Source organism: Winogradskyella eckloniae (genome assembly GCF_013249045.1).
In the GTDB taxonomy this organism is placed as follows: Bacteria; Bacteroidota; Bacteroidia; order Flavobacteriales; family Flavobacteriaceae; genus Winogradskyella; species Winogradskyella eckloniae.
Map to the genome: position 1 here is coordinate 89,617 of NZ_JABRWP010000011.1, position 21,518 is coordinate 111,134.

The window sequence follows — 21,518 nt, forward strand, 5'->3', positions numbered from 1 at the left end:
GTTTATCTATGTGTTGTAGTCGCAGAAATTGGAGGCCTCTTTTTCCTTGAACAATGTGATTTTTCATTATTTATAATGGTTATAGTTTAATAAATAAAATTCATACCTATACTAAATTTGAATAATTGTTAAATTATTAGGTATTAACTATATTTTTTTGTGATAAATTGAGTTAATTGTATTAAATTTTATCAAATTGTATAATATTGTTATTGGCACTCCTATTTTCTTACATATTTTTAAATCCTCTTTTAAATTTGTAAATTTGTAACCTTTTAAAAATAACGTGACTAAAAAAATAACCCTACGTATATGAACATTTATAAAGATTATCTTAAGGAAATTGAAGACAGAAAAGAATTAGGTCTTCATCCTAAGCCAATAGATGGTGCAGATTTATTAAGCGCAATTATTGAGCAAATTAAAGACACAAATAATGAGTATAGAGAGCAGTCTCTTAACTTTTTTATTTATAATGTTTTGCCAGGTACTACAAGTGCTGCTGTTGTTAAAGCAAAGTTTTTAAAAGAAATCATTTTAGGTGAATCTTTAGTTCCAGAAATTTCAACTGAGTTTGCTTTTGAGCAATTATCACATATGAAAGGTGGCCCTTCTATTAAAGTGTTGTTAGATATCGCACTAGGTGATGATCTAGATCTTGCAAAACAAGCGGCTAAAGTGTTAAAAACACAAGTGTTTCTTTACGAGGCAGATACAGATCGTTTAGAAGAAGCTCTAAAGAACGGAAGTGATATCGCTAAAGATATTATTGAAAGTTATGCGCAAGCAGAGTTCTTTACAAAACTACCAGATATAGAAGAGGAAATTGAAGTCGTAACATACATTGCTGGTGTAGGTGATATATCAACAGATTTATTATCTCCAGGTGGTGATGCACACTCAAGATCAGATCGTGAATTACACGGTCAATGTATTTTTGAGCATAATAAGGAGATGCAAAAAGAAGTATTAGCGTTAAAGGAACAACATCCAGATAAACGTGTGATGCTAATTGCAGAAAAGGGCACAATGGGTGTAGGATCTTCAAGAATGTCTGGTGTTAATAATGTAGCGTTATGGACAGGTATTTCTTCGAGTCCATATGTACCGTTTATTAATATTGCTCCTGTAATTGCAGGTACCAATGGAATTGCTCCAATATTTTTAACAACCGTTGGTGTAACAGGTGGTATTGGTTTAGACCTTAAAAACTGGGTTCAACAAAAAGATGCAGCAGGAGAGACTATCGTTGATGAAGATGGCGAACCAATCTTAAAAGAAGTGTATTCGGTTGCAACTGGTACTGTACTTACTATTAATACAAAAGAGAAAAAATTATATAATGGCGATACAGAATTAAAAGATATTTCTGCAGCATTTACACCACAAAAAATGGAGTTTATGAAAGCAGGAGGTTCTTACGCTGTTGTTTTCGGTAAAAAATTACAAACATTTGCATGTAAGGTGTTAGGTATAGATGTACCTCAAGTGTATGCACCTTCAAAAGAAGTATCTATAGAAGGACAAGGTTTAACTGCCGTAGAAAAAATATTCAATAAAAATGCAGTAGGAACTTCAGGAGCTACGCTTCATGCAGGTTCTTATGTACGTGCAGAAGTTAATATTGTAGGATCTCAAGATACTACAGGCTTAATGACGTCTCAAGAATTAGAGATGATGGCTGCAACGGTAATTTCTCCAATTGTAGATGGCGCATATCAATCAGGTTGTCATACGGCTTCAGTTTGGGATGATAAATCTAAAGCTAACATTCCAAGGTTAATGCAGTTTATGAACGATTTTGGTTTAATTACTGGTCGTGATCCAAAAGGAAAGTATTTTCCAATGACGGATGTTATTCATAAAGTACTTAACGATATTACAGTAGGTGATTGGGACATCATTATTGGTGGCGATTCGCATACACGTATGTCTAAAGGTGTTGCTTTTGGAGCAGATTCTGGTACAGTAGCTTTAGCATTAGCAACAGGAGAGGCAAGTATGCCAATTCCGGAATCGGTAAAAGTAACCTTTAAAGGCGAAATGAAACCATATATGGATTTCCGTGATGTGGTACACGCTACACAACAACAAATGCTTAAGCAATTTGGTGGCGAAAACGTATTCCAAGGTCGTGTAATTGAAGTGCATATAGGTACATTAACTGCAGATCAAGCCTTTACATTTACAGATTGGACTGCAGAGATGAAAGCAAAAGCTTCAATCTGTATTTCAGAAGATGAAACACTTATCGAATCTTTAGAGATTGCAAAAGGGCGTATCCAAATCATGATCGATAAAGGAATGGATAATGCAAAACAAGTACTTAAAGGTCTTGTAGATAAAGCAGAAACTCGTATTACAGAGCTTAAAACAGGTATTAAACCATCATTAAGACCAGATGCGAATGCAAAATATCATGCGGAAGTGCTTATCGATTTAGATGAAATTGTTGAGCCAATGATAGCTGATCCTGATGTAAATAACGAAGATGTTTCTAAACGTTACACACACGATACTATTCGTCCGTTATCTTACTATGGCGGAACTAAAAAAGTAGATTTAGGTTTTGTAGGATCTTGTATGGTTCATAAAGGCGATATGAAAATATTAGCTCAAATGTTAAAGAATATTGAGGCACAACAAGGTAAGGTAGAATTTAAAGCACCTTTAGTTGTAGCACCTCCAACATATAACATTGTAGACGAGTTAAAAGAAGAAGGCGACTGGGAAGTATTGCAAAAATACTCAGGTTTCGAGTTTGACGATAGCGCACCAAAAGGGTTAGCGCGTACCAAATACGAAAACATGTTGTATTTAGAACGTCCAGGGTGTAACCTTTGTATGGGTAACCAAGAAAAAGCAGAACCAGGAGATACAGTTATGGCAACCTCTACACGTTTATTCCAAGGTCGTGTTGTAAAAGATTCAGGAGAGAAAAAAGGTGAATCTTTATTATCATCAACTCCAGTGGTAGTCTTATCTACAATTTTAGGGAGAACACCAACGATGGAAGAATATGAAGTGGCCGTAGAAGGCATAGTCTTAACAAAGTTTAAGCCATCTACAAAACAATTGGTAAGATAAAACCAATCTATATATAGTAACTAAAAAGTCCAGATCTTAGATCTGGACTTTTTTTTGTTAACCATTTAAATTAGTCTTTTTTTTATTGAATTAATAAAATTGTCATTGATAAAACTTATAACACTATCAAATTATAAGTATTGTATTGACTTTTAAAGTCAGTCTTCATTTTGTATATTAGTAGAATAAATATAAAACAAAGAAGACTATGGCATTTAATATAGACATGATTAAAGACGTTTACAGCAAAATGACAGATCGCGTAGATGCGGCTAGAAAACTTGTCGGTAAACCGTTAACCCTCTCTGAAAAGATTTTATATTCACATTTATGGGATGATATGCCAAATAAAGCATTTTCACGAGGCAAAGACTATGTTGATTTTGCACCAGACCGAGTGGCGTGTCAAGATGCTACAGCGCAAATGGCTTTATTGCAATTTATGCAGGCAGGTAAGTCAAAAGTAGCAGTGCCAACAACGGTACATTGTGACCACTTAATACAAGCTAAGGAAGGCGCTGCAAAAGATTTAAAACATGCGAATAGCACAAGTAGTGAAGTTTTTAATTTTTTGGAATCTGTGTCTAATAAATATGGAATTGGATTTTGGAAACCTGGAGCTGGAATAATTCATCAGGTCGTACTAGAAAATTATGCATTTCCTGGTGGTATGATGATAGGTACAGATTCTCACACTGTAAATGCAGGAGGGTTAGGAATGGTTGCCATTGGTGTAGGAGGAGCAGATGCTGTAGATGTTATGGCAGGTATGGCTTGGGAATTAAAATTTCCTAAATTAATTGGCGTTAAATTAACAGGTAAATTATCTGGCTGGACTGCGCCAAAGGATGTGATTCTAAAAGTGGCAGAAATTCTTACCGTAAAAGGAGGAACAGATGCTATAGTAGAGTATTTTGGACCAGGAGCAACATCAATGTCTTGTACAGGTAAAGGAACTATTTGTAACATGGGTGCAGAAATTGGAGCCACGACGTCCACTTTTGGTTACGATGAATCCATGGAACGTTACTTACGTTCTACAGATAGAGCTGATATCGCTGATGAAGCCAATAAGATTAAATCCTATTTAACAGGAGATGCTGAAGTTTATGCACATCCTGAAGACTATTTTGATCAGGTTATAGAGATCAATTTATCAGAGTTAGGCCCATTGTTAAATGGACCATTTACTCCAGATTTATCAACAGTGGTCGGTAGTGAAATGACTGAAAAAGCAAAAGCAAATGGTTGGCCAATTCAAGTAGAATGGGGATTAATTGGGTCTTGTACCAATTCGTCTTATGAAGATTTATCGCGAGCATCTTCTATTGCGCAACAGGCTATTGATAAAGGACTGGTCATGAAAGCAGAATTAGGAATAAATCCAGGTTCAGAGCAAGTGAGATACACGGCAGAAAGAGACGGTATTTTGGGGATTTTTGAAAGGTTAGATGCTAAAATTTTTACGAATGCTTGTGGGCCATGTATTGGTCAATGGGCAAGATATAACGATCCTAAAAATGCACCTAAAAATAGTATAGTACATTCATTTAATAGAAATTTTGCGAAACGAGCAGATGGAAATCCCAATACTCATGCCTTTGTAGCGTCGCCAGAAATTACAGCTGCCATAGCTATTGCTGGTCGTTTAGACTTTAACCCATTAACAGATGCTTTAATTAATGAAAATGGAGAAGAAGTGATGTTTACAGAACCAACAGGATGGGAGTTGCCACCAAAAGGTTTTGAAGTAAAAGACAATGGTTACCTAGCACCCGTTGCAGATGGAAGTGGTGTAGAGGTAGCGGTTAGTCCAACATCCGAACGTTTACAATTATTAACACCCTTTGAGCCAATTGGAAATGAAATAAAAGGTGCAAAGTTGTTAATAAAAGCTTTTGGAAAGTGTACAACGGATCATATTTCTATGGCAGGACCTTGGTTGCGTTTTAGAGGGCATTTAGATAATATTTCTAACAACTGTTTAATTGGCGCAGTTAATGCCTTTGGAAAGAAAACTAATTTTGTAAAAAATCAGTTAAATGGCGATTTTGGAGGCGTGCCAGATACAGCGAGAGCATATAAAGCAGCAGGCGTAAAATCTATAGTTGTAGGTGATCATAATTATGGAGAGGGCTCGTCTAGAGAACATGCGGCAATGGAGCCAAGACATCTTGGTGTTGTTGCTGTAATTGTTAAATCCTTTGCACGTATACATGAAACAAATCTAAAAAAACAAGGTATGTTAGGGCTAACCTTTGACAACGAAGCCGATTATGATTTAATCCAAGAGGATGATACCTTTAATTTTACAGATTTAAATGAATTTGCACCTAACAAACAATTGCATGTAGAGGTTGTACATTCAGATGGAACTAAAGATTTGATAGCATTAAACCATACCTATAATCAAGCGCAAATTGATTGGTATAATGAAGGTTCTGCATTAAATTTAATAAAGAAAGAAAACGCTTAACTAATTTTAAAATGTGAGAATGAAGCCCTTGAGAAATCAAGGGCTTTTTTTTGTAAGTTCAATAGTCGTTATACGACATAATCCCTAGCTAACAATTAAACTTAAATGAAATGAAGTCTTTATGGTTTTTTGATGACGTCAACCTATTCAAGGTGCTGTGTCCTCATAAATACAACGAATTTAAGAGTGAACATAGTCCTTGTAGCTATAATAAGCAAGATTATATCTATTTTGAAGCTGATGCGGCTAATAAGTTATACTTAATAGAACGAGGTAAAGTAAAAATTGGATATTATACCGAAGCTGGAGATGAAATTGTAAAAGCAATTTTAACTAAAGGAGAATTGTTTGGAGAAAAAGCCATCTTAGGTGATGAAAAAAGAGATGAATTTGCTCAATCTGTAGATAATGACACTTCTATTTGTGAAATTGGAGCAACAACGATGCAGGATTTAATGAAAAAAAATCAAGCGTTTAGTTTTAAAGTCCATAAATTCATAGGTTATAAATTTAAAAAATTAGAGCGTAGATTACAGCTATTGTTATTTAAAGACACAAAAACAAGACTTGTGGAATTTCTTTTAGAATTATGTGCGGATTTTGGGAAAAACTGTGAAAAAACAGGCGATCAAGTTATAAGACATCCTTACACGCAAAAAGATATTGCGGTGTTAATTGGTACCTCTAGACCTACGATTAATATTCTTTTAAACGAGTTAAAAGAAGAAAATTATTTAGATTTTAACAGAAAAGAAATAAGAATCTTAAAAAAATCAGCTTAATGTTAGCTACCTAACATTTTAAGTTTTTGGGCTTTTATATTTTTGAGGAAACAAAAATAAAAAGCAATGAAAAAAAAAATGATTTTAGCGGCCTTGGCATTAGGTATTTTTGCCAGTTCGTGCAGTAGTGATGATGACAACACGAGTAATTCTAATTCTAACTTAGTTCTTAGTCTTGATGGTTTAGAGGCTTTAGGAGATGACTATGTTTATGAAGGATGGATTATCGTAGATGGCGCTCCAGTATCAACAGGTACGTTTAGTAGTGTTGTATTTCCTCAAACTTTTGAAGTAGACACGGAACAATTAAACAGTGCAACTACATTTGTTTTGTCAATTGAACCAGCAGTAGATAGTGATCCTGCTCCAGCAGACACAAAAATATTAGCTGGTGATTTCACAGGTAGTTCTGCTACTGTAGATTCTAATGGTATTGTGGCTAATTTTAGTGCTTCAACAGGTACTTATATTTTAGCAACACCAACAGATGCAGACGATACAAATGAAGAAAGTGGTGTTTGGTTTTTAGACAACTCTAGCGGCAGTGCAGTAACAGGATTAAATTTACCGACTCTAACGGAAGGTTGGGTTTATGAAGGTTGGGTAGTTTTAGATGGTACTCCAATTAGTACAGGAACATTTACAGATCCTTCAGCGGCAGATGATAATGCGTCAACATCAGTGTTTAAAGGAGATACTAGTGATGGACCTGCATATCCTGGGGAAGATTATTTACAAAATGCGCCAGATGGATTCACATTTCCAACAGATTTAAGAGGGTCTACTATTGTAATATCAGTAGAGCCTAGTCCTGATAATAGTGCTGCGCCATTTACTTTAAAGCCGTTAGCAGGTATGGTACCAAGTGATGCTGCAGTACATGCGCCAATTGCATTGGGTACTGGTCCAATAGCAACACTTACAGGCGTTGTGACGAGAAATTAAATTAATTAATAATTTGTTAGATTGGAAGCGTAATTTCATTAATTTGGGATTACGCTTTTTTTAATTAATATAGTATAAATATGAGTAAAGGCTTAAAAAGCAAAATCATAAATTTTGTATTCCTTTTACTAATTCTGTTATTGTTGATTCCGCAAACGAGACAATTTATTCAAATTATTGTGCATAAAGGCATCTCAATTTTTAATACGGTAGAACCTGTATCAAAATCAGATAGAGTTAAGATAGAAGATTATAATTGGGAACTTGTGAAAGAGGACCTTAGTCTTTATAACCTTAATTATGTAAAAGGTAAGGTAACAGTAATTAATTTTTGGGCGACATGGTGTCCTCCATGTATTGCAGAGATGTCGAGTTTACAAAAGTTGTACGAGCAATATGGTCATGAGGTAGCGTTTTTATTTATCACAAATGAATCTGTTGAAACCATTAATAGTTTTAAAGCAGAATCAAAGTATACATTTCCTGTTTACATTCGGAAATCTCATGGGCCAAAAGAATTAAAAACAACATCAATTCCACGAACTTTAGTGATTGACAAAAGTGGCGCCATTATAGTAGATAAAACAGGTGCTGTGAATTGGAATAGTGAGACTGTAAAAACACAACTCGACGAGCTACTGAAAGAATGAGTTATTTAAAGTATTTAAAGGGCACAATTAACATTCCGAAGTTTTCACCTTTATGTTTTCCTAAATGTTTATGATGAATTTTATGCGCACGTCTTAAGCCTCTAGCGTATTTATTATCAATATTTCTAAGTAACTTAAAACGTTGATGTATAAATATATCATGTACTACAAAATAAGCGATACCATATGCTAAAATGCCTAAACCTATTGGTAAGGTGTACCAAATGGACTCATAACTCCATAAATAAAAACATATAATGCTAATTATAGCATAGAAAATAAAAAAAGCGTCGTTACGCTCAAACCAGCTGTCATGATCTTTTTGATGATGATCTTTATGTAAATGCCATAAAAAGCCATGCATAATGTATTTGTGAGTAAACCATGCATTAAACTCCATAATAAAAAATGTACCAAAGAATATTAGGATCCAAAAGAGACTTTGCATAATAGCTTAATATTTTTATATTAAATTTAATTGATATTTAACGTAACTACGTGTTAGCAGTTCAAATTTTTTATAATTTGCGACTCTTATTCTTGTCGATTTTATTTGTACAGCTGGTGTTTTTTTGAGTTTATCTAAAAGCTTATTATAATACCTGTAAGCCATAAACACACCAAAACGTGCTTCTAAAGGTAGTTTTTTAATGCCCTTTAAACCTTGAGCAAAATCTTCTTCAATTTCTGCAATGATTGCTTTTTTAGAAACTTCGTTAAGCTGACTCAAATCTGTATTAGGAAAGTAAGACCTATTTAAATCTTCAAAATCAGCTTTTAAATCGCGTAAAAAATTGACTTTTTGAAAAGCAGAACCTAATCGCATTGCCGAATCTTTTAATTCTTCATACTTGTCATTATTACCCTTTACAAATACTTTGAGGCACATTAGACCAACAACATCTGCAGAGCCATAAATATACGCTTTAAACTCTTGTTGCGTTAAATAATTGTTTTTGTATAAATCTAATCGCATACTTTTCATAAAGGAATCAACGAGGTGTTCATCTATTTGATAAGTATGGAATGTGTCTTGAAAAGCGTTTAATATTGGATTTAAGCTAATTTTATCTTCAAGCGCTAATTTGAGATCGTGTTCAAATTTATTAAAGAGGTTTTCTTTATCGTAATCGTAAAATGAATCTACGATTTCATCGGCAAATCTAACGAAACCATAAATGTTATAAATATCTTGTCTTATTGAATCTGATAGCATTTTCGTTGCTAACGAGAAAGACGTGCTATACGCATTGGTTACCATCTTACTACATGTTCTAGAGACATTGTCAAAAATTGATTTCATACGTGCTAAATTAAATTTCGTTTTTTTTTATGAGTTCTGCGACTAATTTTCCTGAAATTAAAGCAGGAGGTACACCTGGTCCAGGAACGGTAAGTTGCCCTGTGAAATAGAGGTGGTCTACTTTTTTGCTTTTCAGTTTTGGTCTTAAAAATGCGGTTTGCATTAATGTATTAGCCATACCATATGCATTGCCTTTAAAGGAGTTGTAATCTTCTTTAAAGTCATTAACGCAATAGGATTCTTTAAAAAGAATATGATCTTGAACTTTTTGTTGGGTTTGGTTTTCAAACCGCTTAATAATTATTTTAAAATAGTGTTCTCTTAATTCTGAGGAGTCTTCTAGTCCAGGAGCAATGGGCACAAGAAAAAAGCCGGTTTCACAGTCTTGTGGTGCCATGCTATTGTCAGTTACAGACGGAAAGTTAACATAAAACAAAGGGTCGTTAGGCCATTTAGGATGATCATAAATAGCTTCTGCATGTTTTTCAAAATCAGTGTCAAAGAATAAATTGTGATGTTCTATGTTTTGTAATTTCTTTTTAAAAGCCACATAAAAAAGTAGAGAAGAAGGTGCAAATGTTCTACTGTTCCAATATGATTCAGAATATTGTCGGTGATTAGGCGCTAAAAGGGTTTCAGAATGGTGGTAATCTGCACCAGTTAAAACAATATCAGAAGGTATTATTTTTCCATTGACTGTGATACTTTTAGTTTTTTTTCCTTGGACATTGATTTTTTCAACATTATGGTTTGTATATATATTTACGCCCAAACTCATTGCTAGGTTTTTCATTGCATTTACAATTTGGTACATACCTCCTTTAGGATGCCATGTGCCTAAACCAAAGTCAGCAAAATTCATAAAGCTATAAAAGGATGGTGTTTTACTTGGTTTAGCTCCTAAGAATAACACAGGAAATTCTAAGGTTGAAATTAGTTTAGGGTTTTTAAAGTTTTTTCTAACCTCAGTACTAATAGTTTTGTAAAACTGATCTAAACGTGTTATGGTGTCTTTAGTGACGAGTTCAAAAGGCGAAAGGCCTGGTTTTAAAACCACTTTATTAATCGCAATATTATAGTGATCTTGGGCTTTTTGAATAAATTTTCTTAACGGTTTAGAGCTTCCTGATTCGATACGTTCAAATTCTTTACAGATTTTATCCATATGATCTCCTATGGTAATCACATCATCTGAAAAGAAAATTTTATAGGCCGGACTCAATTTGTTTAGTTCGTAAAAGTCACTTGTTTTTTTACCAAAATCACTAAAAAATTTATCAAAAATATCTGGCATCCAGTACCAGCTTGGACCCATGTCAAAGGTAAATCCCTCTTTTTTTAATTGCCTTGCTCGCCCTCCAACGGTTTGGTTTTTTTCATAAATAGAAACGGAAAAACCAGCTTGTGCGAGATAACAAGATGCTGATAAGGCCGAAAACCCTGAGCCTATTATGGAAACCGTTTTATGCATTGGTTATTGTTCTGCTAAGTGATTTTATAGTTTTAAAGGTTGTTATAGTTTTTGGTAAATCATTGATATCTACTTCTGAAATGATTTGTCCTAATACCCACAATTTAGATTGAGAAGGCTTTAAAACGACTTCGTGAAACGTATCTAAATAACTACGTAAATTTTCTGGATCTGGTTTTATTGTGAAGTAAGATATATAGGTAATATTGTTATAATAATTCTGAAGATCTGTTAAGTTGTCCATAGGAACGCTTGGCCCTAAAAATATAGATTGATAACCAAGTTGCGTTAATTCGTAATGGATAAACATTAACCCAATTTCGTGTATTTCATTATCTGGTAAAAACAAAACGAAAGTGTCTTGCAATTCCTGGTTTCTATTAGCAGCTGCTTTTTCCGTATTTAAGATTATTTTTTGTTTTATTAATGAGGAAATAAAATGCTCGTGCGCAGGTGTGATTGTATCTGTTTGCCATAGCACGCCTATATTAGAAAGTAAAGGAATAAAAACGTCATAAAATATTTTATGAAATGGCTTGTCTTCTAAAAGGGAATCGTAAACCTTATAAAATTGAATTTGGTCAAAATTTAGCATGGCTAATTTTAAAGCATTGACTGCATAATTATCAGAATCGTTTTTTGTAGCGGTTTCTTTCACTAATTGCAATATGTCTTCATCAGAAATATTGCTAATTTTAGAAATCTTGTAGCCACTGCTATTAAGGTAACTTACATTAAGTAACTTTTTAAAGTTTTTTAAGTCGTAATATCTAATGTTAGTATCTGTACGTTTGGGTTCTAAAAGATTGTATCGTTTTTCCCATATTCTAATAGTGTGTGCTTTGATACCTGTTAGATTTTCAAGATCCTTTATGCTAAATTGATTTTTTATTTTGTTCATTTATTTTGGTAAAATATTAAACAAAAATACAATTTAAAATAATACAAAACTCAATTTAGCCCAATTTTAAGTATTGAAGTTGTTAAAAGTGAGATCTTATTTCACAAAACAGTAAACAAAATATGGTGGAATTTAAGTGTATTCTATAAACGAAGAGTCATTTTGGTTTTAAGGAATAGCGGAAAAATCAGAAAGTCATTAAGAATTACTTTTAAGGTCTTAATGTTGCTATTAATAAGTTTAAAAAACCATAGACCAAAACATATCAAAAAAGAAGATGACTAATAAAGTGCGCACGAGAAGACTCGAACTTCCACGGACTAATGTCCACCAACCCCTCAAGCTGGCGCGTCTACCAATTCCGCCACGTGCGCATATAATAAGGTAAATATAAAAAAAAAGTTAAGCAGAATGCTTAACTTTTTTTGTGACCAGTCTGGGGCTCGAACCCAGGACCCTCTCCTTAAAAGGGAGATGCTCTGCCAACTGAGCTAACTGGTCATGATGTTTTCTCTTTAACGAGGGTGCAAATATAAAATGTTTAATTAATAATACAACACTTTTTTTATTTAATTTTTTGTTTTTTTGTAGTCTAAATACCTATTCGTTTAAAAATCAATTTATAAGCATTATGATAATAGTTTTATTGGGTTATATGGGATCAGGAAAATCTACTCTTGGTATAGAATTAGCAGAAATTTTAAACTATAAGTTTATAGATTTAGATGATTTTATCTCTGAAAAAGAAAATACATCAGTTTCAGACTTGTTTAAAACTAAAGGCGAAATCTATTTTAGAAAAAAAGAAACTGAATATTTAAAGGACATATTAAATCGTTCTGAAAACTGCGTGTTGTCTCTTGGTGGTGGTACACCTTGTTATAGCGAAAACATGGCGTTAATAAATGTAAATACAAATGCCGTCTCTATATATTTAAAACTATCTATTCCGTTATTAACTAAACGACTATTTAGTGCCAAAGAGAAACGACCTTTAATAAGCCATATTATTTCGGAAGAAAATTTACTGGAATTTATAGGAAAGCATTTGTTTGAGCGATCTCCTTTTTATCATAAGGCGAAGCATATTATCGATACGGATAATAAATCAAAGCAAGAAGTGATAGAATCTGTATTAACGCACTTAATCTAAATACGCTTCGTAAGGTTGTTTTGAAAGATTAACATGCACATGCTCAAACAAGGACGTAGACAATGAAATGCCTTTAAAATCTGCCTTAACAGGGTATTTTTTGTGATTGCGGTTAACTAAAACTGCCGTTTTAAATTGCTTTAGTGGTACGTCTAAAAAGTGTTTTATACCATAAATTAATGTGCTTCCGGAATTTAATACATCATCAATAAGTACTATAGATTTGTTAGAATAATCTTCTGCCGATATGGATGTTTTTATGGGGTTAGTTGGCTGAACTTTATCTATACTTACTTTGCAAAGCGTAGAGTCTATATTAGAAATCTTATCAAGATTAGCTTTGATTTTTTTTGCAAGAATATAACCGTTACTTTCAATGCCTGCCACTATGAGTTCAGTTTCATTGACATTGCTTTCGTATATTTGGTACGCTATACGCTTTATTTTTTGTTCAATTTCTTTATGACTTAAAATTGTCTTTTTCGTTAGTGCCATTAGCTCTTTTTTTCAAATATAAAAAACAGTTCTTTACCTGCTCTTTCTTTTATAGAATTAATTGAAGGCTCTAAGATATTAATATTAAATTTATCTTGAAATAAGGCAAGGTATTCGACTTTACTACCGCCAAAAGGAGGCCCAACCTTAGTCAATTCAAAATTAAAAAGTAAACCAATGAGTTTTCCATTTTTTTGAAGTAATTGGTGCATTTTATTTTTATAACTAAGTCTTAAGTTGGGGTGTATAGCGCAAAAAAAAGTTTGCTCTAGTATGAGATCAAAACTATCATTTAACTCAAAGAAATCACAATTTAATAGTTGAGTATCAGGAAAGTCAGGAATTCGTTTTTTTAAATTCAACAACGGTTGTTTCGCAAAATCTAAAACATATATATTTTTGAAACCATTGTTCCAAAGATATTCGGCTTCGTAACTATTTCCAGCACCTGGTATCAAAATCTTTATCGCTTTATTTTTAAGTTGATCTATATACTTTTTTATAGGTAAGGACACATAACCAATATCCCAACCAGTATCGTTATCATTGTAGCGCTTTTCCCAGTAATTTTGATGTCTCATATTTAATATAATTTATAAGCCCACGTCATTCTTCTTCGTCGTAAAAGTCGTCAATATCTCTTCGATCTTTTTTAGTAGGTCTTCCAGTGCCTTTTTTTCGGTAGTAATCTTTACTATATTTTAAGAGTTCTTTGGCTTCAAATGCAGATTTAGGTGTTGTATCTACTCTATAAATATCAACTAATTTTGCACCAACGCGATTTGGTGGCAAATCTTTAACAGTTAATTGATAAATTATTTGATCCTTTCTCAGTTCTATTTTATCTGTTGGGTAAACTTCTCGTGACGGTTTTATAGTGGTATTATTTACTTTAACCTGTCCCTTTTTACAGGCTTTTGTGGCAATACTTCGTGTCTTATAATAGCGCACACTCCATAAATATTTATCAATTCGCATATTCTGTTAATAAAAACTACGTTAATAGATTAGTACAAAAATATTATATTATTGTATCTTGCACGTTAAAAATAAGCAATAATGAACGCCGTGAAAAACTATGGTGGTTTTTTAAGGATAATATCGATTACTATGAAAATTAAAACTTTAAAATTAAGTTTACTATTACTAATAGTTTTTTCAATTTTTATTTCATGTAAAGATGATGATGAAGGGATTACAACTGTTGAAGTGGAAGATAGAACAGAACAACAAGTAAAGGATAATGATTCTATTTTATTATATCTAACTACGCATTATTACAATTCGGGTTTCTTTACCACAGGAACAAATCATAAGTACACTGATATTGAAATTACAGAATTAGAAGTAGATGAAAATGGTGAATATTTGCCAATGCCTAATCCAAGTGAAAACACAATGCTTATCGATGCCGTTGATTCGTATACCACAACGTACCTAGAAGCAGATTACGTGTATTATGTGTTAAATATAAATCAAGGTGGTGGAATGGCTCCTAAATTTACTGATGAAGTTCGTGTGCGATATGAAGGCTCATCTATTAATAATGATAATGATGTTTTTGATGTAATTAGTACTCCAGAAGAATTGGCTCTTTTTGGAGATGGTTTCACAACATTTGGTACAATAAGAGCTTGGCAATTAGTGATGCCATTGTTTAACACTGCGGATAGTTTTGGGTTTGATAACGGAAGCATTACGTATAATAATTTTGGATTAGGAATTATGTTTATTCCTTCTGGATTAGGCTATTTCTCTGGTACATCTACAGGTTATTCATACGATAATTTAATGTTTAAATTTGAAATGCTTCAGTACGAAATAAAAGATCATGACAATGATGGTATACCTTCTTATTTAGAAGACTTAGATAACGATACCGATGTGTTTGATGATGACACGGATGAAGATGACTTCCCTAATTATATTGATTTTGATGATGATGCAGATGGTGTAAATACGTTTAATGAATTATTGTCTACTTATTATACTGTAGATACTAATATAGGTGAAGAAGAGCCTGTATATGGAGTAGGAGAATATGAATATGATAGATCTGTAACAGGTGGTGTTATTACAATAAAAACAGTAACTGTTATGGATTCTAATAGTGATGGAATCCCAGATTATTTAGATGAATCTATTGCAATTGATTATAACGCAGAGTAATTAAATTAAGCTAAAGCATAAAAAAAAGCCACTCATTGAGTGGCTTTTTTTTTATATAAAATTTATTTTATTATAGTCCTATTGACAAACTAAGAATTAATTGTTCTGGTCGCGTATCAATTCTACTATTACGAGTAATATTGTCTTCAATAAAACGCGCTTCGTTTTCACCAAATCCGCGTTCATACCTAAGGTCAATTCCAATTTTATTAAAATTAATACCTATTCCAAAATTTAGACCAACTGTAAAATCTTCCTGTACATCATCAATTTCTAAACCGTGAAAATCGGTTTCTAAAATATATTGAGCAGAAGGACCAGCAAAAACACTTAATGGGCCTAAAACCTTAAGTCCGACTAAAACTGGGACATCTATTTTTTTAATATTAAAGTCATTATTATTATAATCACTTTTAGTAACCGTATAGACGACTTCTGGTCGTAAATAGATCTTATTACCAATTTTGCCAAAAATACCTAAATGATATCCAATATTTTGATCTGGATTACTACTGTTAAGACTTACTGAATCAAAATAATCACCATTGGCACCATAGTTTAAGCCACCTTTAAAACCAAATGAACTTTTGTTTTGAGCTGATAAGTTAAGCCCAATAAATAATAAAAGTGCAGTAGAAATAACTGATTTTTTTAAATTTCTCATAATGTTCGTTTTTTTAGATTTAAGCATGTACTTTCAAAAACGATGCCAAAACAATATTATTTTCTTTTGATTACTTTTTTAACAGCTTTAACAATGGCATCAGAATTTAAACCATATTTATCCATTAACTGAGCTGGTGTACCAGATTCTCCAAAGGTATCATTGGTTGCGACAAATTCTTGAGGTGTTGGTTTGTGTTGTGCTAATACTCTTGCAACACTTTCTCCAAGACCACCAAGATGGTTGTGTTCCTCAGCAGTAACAATACAACCCGTCTTAGATACCGAGTCTAAAATAGCTTTGTCATCTAAAGGCTTAATGGTGTGTATATTAATGACTTCAGCAGAAATACCTGCATCATGTAGTACTTTTGATGCTTCTAGTGCTTCCCAAACTAAATGACCTGTTGCCACAATAGTTACATCAGTACCTTCAGTTAATTGAATGGCTTTACCAATTTCAAATTTTTGATCCGCTGGTGTAAAAATTGGCACAGAAGGACGACCAAATCTTAAATAAACAGGACCATCATAATCAGCAATAGCAATTGTAGCTGCTTTAGTTTGGTTATAATCACAAGGATTAATAACAACCATACCAGGCAACATTTTCATTAATCCTATGTCTTCTAGGATTTGGTGTGTTGCACCATCTTCACCTAAAGTTAAACCAGCATGTGAGGCACAAATTTTTACATTTTTTCCTGAATATGCAATAGATTGACGAATTTGATCATAAACGCGTCCTGTAGAGAAGTTAGCGAAAGTACCAGTAAATGGAATTTTTCCACCTATGGTTAATCCTGCTGCAATACCCATCATATTGGCCTCTGCAATACCTATCTGAAAAAAGCGCTCTGGGTTTTCATCTATAAATTCATTCATTTTTAAAGATCCAATAAGGTCAGCACATAATGCGACAACGTTTGGGTTGGTTCTACCTAGTTCAGCTAAACCTGCACCAAATCCACTTCTTGTATCTTTCTTTTCTGTATATGTATATGTTTTCATAAGCCTACCCAACCCTTCCAAAGGAAGGACTTTTAAGGGTTATTAGTTTTAAAGTTATAGTATTCATTATTAATTCTTCCTTTTTGGGGAAGTTAGAAGGGACTTTTTAATAATCTCCCAAAGTTTCAGCATTCTGTTCTAAGCCTATTGCTAGTTGCTCATCATTAGGTGCTTTACCATGCCATGCATGTGTATGCATCATAAAGTCAATCCCATTACCCATAATAGTGTGTAATAAAACACAAACTGGTTTTCCTTTTCCTGTTAATGATTTTGCTTTGTTTAAGCCTTCAAGAATAGATGCAATGTCATTACCTTTTTCAATCTCTATAACAGTCCAACCAAAAGCTTCAAATTTAGCTTTAAGACTTCCCATTGGTAAAACGTCATCGGTAGAACCATCAATCTGTTGTTTATTTAAGTCTATTGTAGAAATTAGATTATCTACGTTTTTGGCTGCCGCATACATAATGGCTTCCCAATTTTGACCTTCTTGCAATTCACCATCACCATGTAAACTATATACAAGTTTGTCATCGTTGTTTAATTTTTTAGCCTGAGCTGCACCTATGGCAACAGACATTCCTTGCCCTAAAGAACCTGAGGCAATTCTAATACCTGGCAAGCCTTCATGCGTAGTAGGATGTCCTTGTAAACGCGTGTTTATTAATCTAAAGGTATTTAATTCATCTACCGGAAAGTATCCAGATCTTGCTAATACACTATAATAAACTGGAGAAATATGGCCATTTGATAGAAAGAATAAATCTTCATTTATTCCATCCATATCAAATCCTTCATTTCTATCCATAATGTCTTGGTAGAGTGATACAAAAAATTCTGCACAACCTAATGATCCTCCTGGATGTCCAGAGTTTACTTTGTGTACCATTCGTATAATGTCTCTACGAACTTGAGTTGTTAAATCTTCTAATTCTTTAATGTTTGGCATTGTTATGTTGCTTATGTTTATGCTACAAATGTAACTTTTTACCTATGGCTATCAAAAGTTGAAACCTTGCACTTATTAACGAAATACATAATTTGCTAACAATATGTAAAAAATAAAGTGTTTTGTTTGTCGTACCATTTTAATTCATTTGTATTTTAATTTTAAATTAAGAAGGAATCTTAAAGAGTTATTTATATTTGCCCTCTGACTTACAATTCAAGGCATAATTTAGCCAGTTGCTATCGTCCATTAGTGGTGGTTATGAAGTAACGTATGTCTTTGTAAACTAATGCAAAATTAAAAATGAAATTTCAAAAAATAGCCACAGATAAAGAGACAAAAGCAAGAGCAGGTTCTATAACTACAGATCATGGTACAATAGAAACACCTATTTTTATGCCAGTAGGTACTGTGGCTTCCGTTAAAGGCGTACACCAAAGGGAATTAAAAAACGATATTAATCCTGATATTATCCTTGGTAATACATACCATTTATATCTAAGGCCACAGACACCAATTTTAGAACAAGCAGGTGGTTTACATAAGTTTATGAATTGGGACCGTAATATTTTAACGGATTCTGGTGGTTATCAAGTGTATTCATTATCGTCTAATAGAAAGATTAAAGAAGAAGGTGTGAAATTTAAATCTCATATAGACGGTAGTTATCACGTATTTACTCCAGAAAATGTTATGGAGGTGCAAAGAAGTATTGGTGCAGATATTATTATGGCTTTCGATGAATGTACACCTTATCCATGTGATTACAACTACGCAAAACGATCCATGCATATGACACATCGTTGGCTAGAGCGTTGTTTAACACATTTAAAAAAGACGCCTTTTAAATACGATTATGCACAAACGTTTTTTCCTATAGTTCAAGGAAGTACCTATAAAGACTTAAGACAACAGTCTGCAGAATATATAGCTAATGCAGGTGCAGAAGGGAATGCTATTGGTGGCCTTTCAGTTGGTGAGCCTGCGGAAGAAATGTATGCTATGACGGATGTTGTTTGTAGTATATTGCCAGAAGATAAACCACGTTATCTTATGGGAGTTGGCACACCAATCAATATTTTAGAAAATATTGCGTTAGGTGTAGATATGTTTGATTGTGTAATGCCTACGCGTAATGCTAGAAATGGTATGTTATTTACAGCTCATGGTTCTATTAATATAAAAAATTTAAAATGGGCGAATGATTTTTCTCCAATTGATGACATGGGAATTACGTTTGTAGATACCGAATATAGTAAGGCATACTTAAGGCATTTGTTTACTGTAAATGAATTACTGGGTAAACAGATCGCAACAATTCATAATTTAGGATTTTATCTTTGGTTAACAAGAGAAGCCAGAAAACATATTATCGCTGGTGATTTTAGGTCATGGAAAGAGAAGATGGTAAAACAAATGGATAACCGACTTTGATTTTAAATAGACAAATGAAAATTTTTAACTACAAATAATAACTGATTTGAAAATATTAGATTGGTACATTTTAAAGCGATATTTGTTTACATTTTTAATGATGTTGTTGCTGTTTGTACCTATTGGAATTACCATAGATTTAGCAGAGAAAGTAGGGAAGATGTTAGAGAATAATGCACCTTTAAGTGAGGTGGCATTCTATTATCTAAATTTTACCGTGTATTTTGCTAATTTATTGTTTCCTTTATTTTTGTTTTTATCTGTAATATGGTTTACATCTAAATTAGCCAACAACACAGAAGTTGTAGCATTCTTAAGTTCAGGTGTGTCGTTTTCTCGATTTTTAAGACCTTATATGATAGGTGCAACCATAGTGGCATCTTTTGCATTATTTTTAGGAATGTACTTAGCGCCAATAGCTAGTAAAGGCTTTAACGAATTTGTGTTTAAGTATCTTAAAAAACATAAAAAAGTACAGCAAACGCATGAAGTTTATCAGCAAATAAATGATAACGACTATATTTATGTAAGCAACTTTATTCCTAGTAATAAATCTGGTATAAATTTTACATACGAACATTTTGAAGGTAATGAACTTAAATATAAAATCTTTGCCGATAATATTAGATATATTCCTGAGGATAGTACATTTAGATTAACAACCTATCTAAAACGTACTTTTGAAAATGGTATTGAAACCGTTGAAAAGGAGCGAAATAAAAATGTAAGTTTACCCTTTGAGCTAGAGGATTTAACACCTGTAGAATATGCTGCAGAGACAAAATCATATGGCGAATTACTCGATTTTATAGCCGCAGAAAAACGTAGAGGTTCTCCTAATATTGGACGTTATGAAGTTGTGAAATTAAAGAAATGGAGTCTTCCGGTTTCTATTTTTATTCTTTCAATTATTGCGGTTGCAGTTTCGTCTGTAAAACGAAGAGGTGGCATGGGAGTAAATCTTGCTTTTGGTATTGCAATTGCAATGATCTATGTGTTTTTTGACAAGGTTTTCGGTGTAATGGCAGAACAATCTAATTTCCCAGCAATTATCGCAGTATGGTTTCCTAATTTTATATTTGGTATCTTGGCAGTATATCTACTGCAAAATGCAAAACGTTAAACTAAAGCATTATTTATATTTACATTTTCTGGTAATTATTGCTGGATTTACAGCCATATTAGGTAAAGAAATAACAATTGGTGCTTTAGATTTGGTGTGGTACAGAATGGCTATTGCCGCAATTTTGATGTTTATTTATATTAAAATAATTAAACTCAAAATTAATATTTCCAAAAAATCATTTTTACAATTCTCAATAGCAGGCGTGCTCATAGCCTTACATTGGATTACATTTTTTGAAGCCATTAACCAAGCAAACGTATCTATCGCATTAGCGATGTTTTCTTCTGGTGCATTTTTTGCATCATTTATAGAACCCATCTTTTTTAAACGAAAAATCTTAGGCTATGAAATGCTATTTGGTATTTGTGTGGTAATAGGTGTGCTCTTAATAACAAGTAGTGAAATGATATATTTAAATGGCATTGTTCTGGGCTTGTTTTCAGCATTGTTTTCTACACTTTTTGCTGTTATTAACGGTAGGTTTATTGAGCAACATAGCGCAACAATAATTTCATTTTATGAGTTTATTAGTGGTGTGTTTTTTTTAACGATATTTATCTTATTGTCAGGTAAAAATTTTAATGCAGAATTCTTTACGCTTTCAAATAAAGACTGGTTGTTTTTATTTATACTAGCCTCTATATGTACGGCTTATGCATTTATTGGGTCTGTAGATGTAATGCGTTATATAAGTCCTTTTACAGTAATATTAAGCTATAACTTAGAGCCTATTTATGGTATAGGAATGGCCTTAATGTTATATCCAGATTCCGAAAAAATGTCGCCACAGTTTTATGTAGGAGCGACGCTTATTTTATTGACCGTTTTGTTTGATGCCGTTTTTAAAAATTATAAACATAGAAAAAGTCTAGCAGCAAAGATTAAGGATTAAATTTTTAT

Annotated in this window: 20 protein-coding genes and 2 tRNA genes; 10 read left to right on the forward strand and 12 right to left on the reverse strand. The window is 32.9% G+C overall.

Going from position 1 to position 21,518, the window contains the following annotated elements:
* The first annotated feature begins 312 nt into the window (after positions 1-312).
* The 5 genes from HNV08_RS15265 to HNV08_RS15285 all read left to right on the forward strand — a co-directional run bounded on the left by HNV08_RS15265 (position 313) and on the right by HNV08_RS15285 (position 7,940).
* Positions 313-3,087 carry a bifunctional aconitate hydratase 2/2-methylisocitrate dehydratase gene (locus HNV08_RS15265; protein WP_173282227.1) on the forward strand — a complete coding sequence of 925 codons (2,775 nt, stop codon included), beginning with the start codon at positions 313-315 and terminating at the stop codon, positions 3,085-3,087.
* Between the two features lie 208 nt (positions 3,088-3,295).
* On the forward strand, positions 3,296-5,563 hold the full coding sequence (locus tag HNV08_RS15270) for an aconitate hydratase (RefSeq protein ID WP_173282228.1): 2,268 nt from the start codon (positions 3,296-3,298) through the stop codon (positions 5,561-5,563).
* 110 nt (positions 5,564-5,673) lie between these two features.
* A complete protein-coding gene (locus HNV08_RS15275; RefSeq protein WP_173282229.1) occupies positions 5,674-6,345 on the forward strand; it encodes a Crp/Fnr family transcriptional regulator in 672 nt (223 codons plus the stop codon).
* A 66-nt stretch (positions 6,346-6,411) separates the two neighbouring features.
* Positions 6,412-7,290: an anti-sigma factor gene (locus HNV08_RS15280; protein ID WP_173282230.1), complete on the forward strand. Its 879-nt coding sequence runs from the start codon at positions 6,412-6,414 to the stop codon at positions 7,288-7,290.
* Between the two features lie 80 nt (positions 7,291-7,370).
* Positions 7,371-7,940: a TlpA family protein disulfide reductase gene (locus HNV08_RS15285; protein ID WP_173282231.1), complete on the forward strand. Its 570-nt coding sequence runs from the start codon at positions 7,371-7,373 to the stop codon at positions 7,938-7,940.
* A gap of 1 nt (position 7,941) precedes the next feature.
* On the opposite strand, the gene HNV08_RS15290 is transcribed toward HNV08_RS15285, so the two are convergent.
* The 6 genes from HNV08_RS15290 to HNV08_RS15315 all read right to left on the reverse strand — a co-directional run bounded on the left by HNV08_RS15290 (position 7,942) and on the right by HNV08_RS15315 (position 12,116).
* Positions 7,942-8,388, reverse strand: a complete 447-nt coding sequence (locus HNV08_RS15290) for a sterol desaturase family protein (protein ID WP_173282232.1) — start codon at positions 8,386-8,388, stop codon at positions 7,942-7,944.
* 15 nt (positions 8,389-8,403) lie between these two features.
* Complete coding sequence (locus HNV08_RS15295) at positions 8,404-9,243, reverse strand: phytoene/squalene synthase family protein (RefSeq protein WP_173282233.1); 840 nt, start codon at positions 9,241-9,243, stop codon at positions 8,404-8,406.
* A 10-nt stretch (positions 9,244-9,253) separates the two neighbouring features.
* Positions 9,254-10,714 carry a phytoene desaturase family protein gene (locus HNV08_RS15300; RefSeq protein ID WP_173282234.1) on the reverse strand — a complete coding sequence of 487 codons (1,461 nt, stop codon included), beginning with the start codon at positions 10,712-10,714 and terminating at the stop codon, positions 9,254-9,256.
* Entirely contained in the window at positions 10,707-11,615 is a 909-nt protein-coding gene (locus HNV08_RS15305) for a MerR family transcriptional regulator (RefSeq protein WP_173282235.1), read from the reverse strand. Before HNV08_RS15305 ends, HNV08_RS15300 begins: the two co-directional genes overlap by 8 nt.
* Positions 11,616-11,905: 290 nt before the next feature.
* A tRNA-Leu gene (locus HNV08_RS15310) sits at positions 11,906-11,989 on the reverse strand.
* 54 nt (positions 11,990-12,043) lie between these two features.
* Positions 12,044-12,116: transfer RNA gene (locus HNV08_RS15315), tRNA-Lys, on the reverse strand.
* A gap of 130 nt (positions 12,117-12,246) precedes the next feature.
* Here HNV08_RS15315 and HNV08_RS15320 point away from each other — a divergent pair.
* Complete coding sequence (locus HNV08_RS15320; protein WP_173282236.1) at positions 12,247-12,768, forward strand: shikimate kinase; 522 nt, start codon at positions 12,247-12,249, stop codon at positions 12,766-12,768.
* Here the strand turns inward: HNV08_RS15320 and HNV08_RS15325 are convergent.
* The 3 genes from HNV08_RS15325 to HNV08_RS15335 are packed head-to-tail and all read right to left on the reverse strand — an operon-like array spanning position 12,760 to position 14,241.
* Complete coding sequence (locus HNV08_RS15325; protein WP_173282237.1) at positions 12,760-13,263, reverse strand: phosphoribosyltransferase family protein; 504 nt, start codon at positions 13,261-13,263, stop codon at positions 12,760-12,762. The genes HNV08_RS15320 and HNV08_RS15325 overlap by 9 nt on opposite strands.
* A complete protein-coding gene (locus tag HNV08_RS15330; protein ID WP_173282238.1) occupies positions 13,263-13,844 on the reverse strand; it encodes a methyltransferase domain-containing protein in 582 nt (193 codons plus the stop codon). The genes HNV08_RS15325 and HNV08_RS15330 overlap by 1 nt, the downstream gene beginning before the upstream one ends.
* A gap of 25 nt (positions 13,845-13,869) precedes the next feature.
* The gene (locus HNV08_RS15335) at positions 13,870-14,241 is read right to left on the reverse strand and encodes an RNA-binding S4 domain-containing protein (protein WP_173282239.1); all 372 of its coding nucleotides are present in this window, start codon (positions 14,239-14,241) and stop codon (positions 13,870-13,872) included.
* Positions 14,242-14,373: 132 nt separating this feature from the next.
* Here HNV08_RS15335 and HNV08_RS15340 point away from each other — a divergent pair, with 132 nt between their 5' ends.
* On the forward strand, positions 14,374-15,432 hold the full coding sequence (locus HNV08_RS15340) for an FKBP-type peptidyl-prolyl cis-trans isomerase (RefSeq protein ID WP_173282240.1): 1,059 nt from the start codon (positions 14,374-14,376) through the stop codon (positions 15,430-15,432).
* A 70-nt stretch (positions 15,433-15,502) separates the two neighbouring features.
* On the opposite strand, the gene HNV08_RS15345 is transcribed toward HNV08_RS15340, so the two are convergent.
* From HNV08_RS15345 to HNV08_RS15355, 3 genes are all read right to left on the reverse strand, one after another.
* On the reverse strand, positions 15,503-16,096 hold the full coding sequence (locus tag HNV08_RS15345; RefSeq protein WP_173282241.1) for an outer membrane beta-barrel protein: 594 nt from the start codon (positions 16,094-16,096) through the stop codon (positions 15,503-15,505).
* 56 nt (positions 16,097-16,152) lie between these two features.
* Positions 16,153-17,106 (reverse strand): transketolase family protein, encoded by a 954-nt coding sequence (locus HNV08_RS15350; RefSeq protein ID WP_173282242.1) that lies wholly within the window; start codon positions 17,104-17,106, stop codon positions 16,153-16,155.
* Positions 17,107-17,212: 106 nt separating this feature from the next.
* Positions 17,213-18,058 (reverse strand): transketolase, encoded by an 846-nt coding sequence (locus tag HNV08_RS15355; protein ID WP_173282243.1) that lies wholly within the window; start codon positions 18,056-18,058, stop codon positions 17,213-17,215.
* A 303-nt stretch (positions 18,059-18,361) separates the two neighbouring features.
* Between HNV08_RS15355 and tgt the strand changes: the two genes are divergently transcribed.
* From tgt to HNV08_RS15370, 3 genes are read left to right on the forward strand one after another with little or no spacing between them, the layout of a single operon-like run.
* On the forward strand, positions 18,362-19,492 hold the full coding sequence (gene tgt / locus HNV08_RS15360) for a tRNA guanosine(34) transglycosylase Tgt (protein WP_173282244.1): 1,131 nt from the start codon (positions 18,362-18,364) through the stop codon (positions 19,490-19,492).
* 46 nt (positions 19,493-19,538) lie between these two features.
* A complete protein-coding gene (locus HNV08_RS15365; RefSeq protein ID WP_173282245.1) occupies positions 19,539-20,615 on the forward strand; it encodes an LptF/LptG family permease in 1,077 nt (358 codons plus the stop codon).
* Positions 20,602-21,510: a DMT family transporter gene (locus HNV08_RS15370; protein WP_173282246.1), complete on the forward strand. Its 909-nt coding sequence runs from the start codon at positions 20,602-20,604 to the stop codon at positions 21,508-21,510. Before HNV08_RS15365 ends, HNV08_RS15370 begins: the two co-directional genes overlap by 14 nt.
* Positions 21,511-21,518 lie beyond the last annotated feature (8 nt).

What these genes read in the sequence shown, in the direction of transcription:
- HNV08_RS15265 (WP_173282227.1), top strand. Translation starts at nt 313, where the DNA reads ATGAACATTTATAAAGATTATCTTAAGGAAATTGAAGACAGAAAAGAA.
- HNV08_RS15290 (WP_173282232.1), bottom strand. Translation starts at nt 8,388, where the DNA reads ATGCAAAGTCTCTTTTGGATCCTAATATTCTTTGGTACATTTTTTATT.
- HNV08_RS15355 (WP_173282243.1), bottom strand. Translation starts at nt 18,058, where the DNA reads ATGCCAAACATTAAAGAATTAGAAGATTTAACAACTCAAGTTCGTAGA.
- HNV08_RS15295 (WP_173282233.1), bottom strand. Translation starts at nt 9,243, where the DNA reads ATGAAATCAATTTTTGACAATGTCTCTAGAACATGTAGTAAGATGGTA.
- HNV08_RS15330 (WP_173282238.1), bottom strand. Translation starts at nt 13,844, where the DNA reads ATGAGACATCAAAATTACTGGGAAAAGCGCTACAATGATAACGATACT.
- HNV08_RS15370 (WP_173282246.1), top strand. Translation starts at nt 20,602, where the DNA reads ATGCAAAACGTTAAACTAAAGCATTATTTATATTTACATTTTCTGGTA.
- HNV08_RS15320 (WP_173282236.1), top strand. Translation starts at nt 12,247, where the DNA reads ATGATAATAGTTTTATTGGGTTATATGGGATCAGGAAAATCTACTCTT.
- HNV08_RS15280 (WP_173282230.1), top strand. Translation starts at nt 6,412, where the DNA reads ATGAAAAAAAAAATGATTTTAGCGGCCTTGGCATTAGGTATTTTTGCC.
- HNV08_RS15275 (WP_173282229.1), top strand. Translation starts at nt 5,674, where the DNA reads ATGAAGTCTTTATGGTTTTTTGATGACGTCAACCTATTCAAGGTGCTG.
- HNV08_RS15350 (WP_173282242.1), bottom strand. Translation starts at nt 17,106, where the DNA reads ATGAAAACATATACATATACAGAAAAGAAAGATACAAGAAGTGGATTT.
- HNV08_RS15345 (WP_173282241.1), bottom strand. Translation starts at nt 16,096, where the DNA reads ATGAGAAATTTAAAAAAATCAGTTATTTCTACTGCACTTTTATTATTT.
- tgt (WP_173282244.1), top strand. Translation starts at nt 18,362, where the DNA reads ATGAAATTTCAAAAAATAGCCACAGATAAAGAGACAAAAGCAAGAGCA.
- HNV08_RS15270 (WP_173282228.1), top strand. Translation starts at nt 3,296, where the DNA reads ATGGCATTTAATATAGACATGATTAAAGACGTTTACAGCAAAATGACA.
- HNV08_RS15305 (WP_173282235.1), bottom strand. Translation starts at nt 11,615, where the DNA reads ATGAACAAAATAAAAAATCAATTTAGCATAAAGGATCTTGAAAATCTA.
- HNV08_RS15300 (WP_173282234.1), bottom strand. Translation starts at nt 10,714, where the DNA reads ATGCATAAAACGGTTTCCATAATAGGCTCAGGGTTTTCGGCCTTATCA.
- HNV08_RS15335 (WP_173282239.1), bottom strand. Translation starts at nt 14,241, where the DNA reads ATGCGAATTGATAAATATTTATGGAGTGTGCGCTATTATAAGACACGA.
- HNV08_RS15285 (WP_173282231.1), top strand. Translation starts at nt 7,371, where the DNA reads ATGAGTAAAGGCTTAAAAAGCAAAATCATAAATTTTGTATTCCTTTTA.
- HNV08_RS15340 (WP_173282240.1), top strand. Translation starts at nt 14,374, where the DNA reads ATGAAAATTAAAACTTTAAAATTAAGTTTACTATTACTAATAGTTTTT.
- HNV08_RS15325 (WP_173282237.1), bottom strand. Translation starts at nt 13,263, where the DNA reads ATGGCACTAACGAAAAAGACAATTTTAAGTCATAAAGAAATTGAACAA.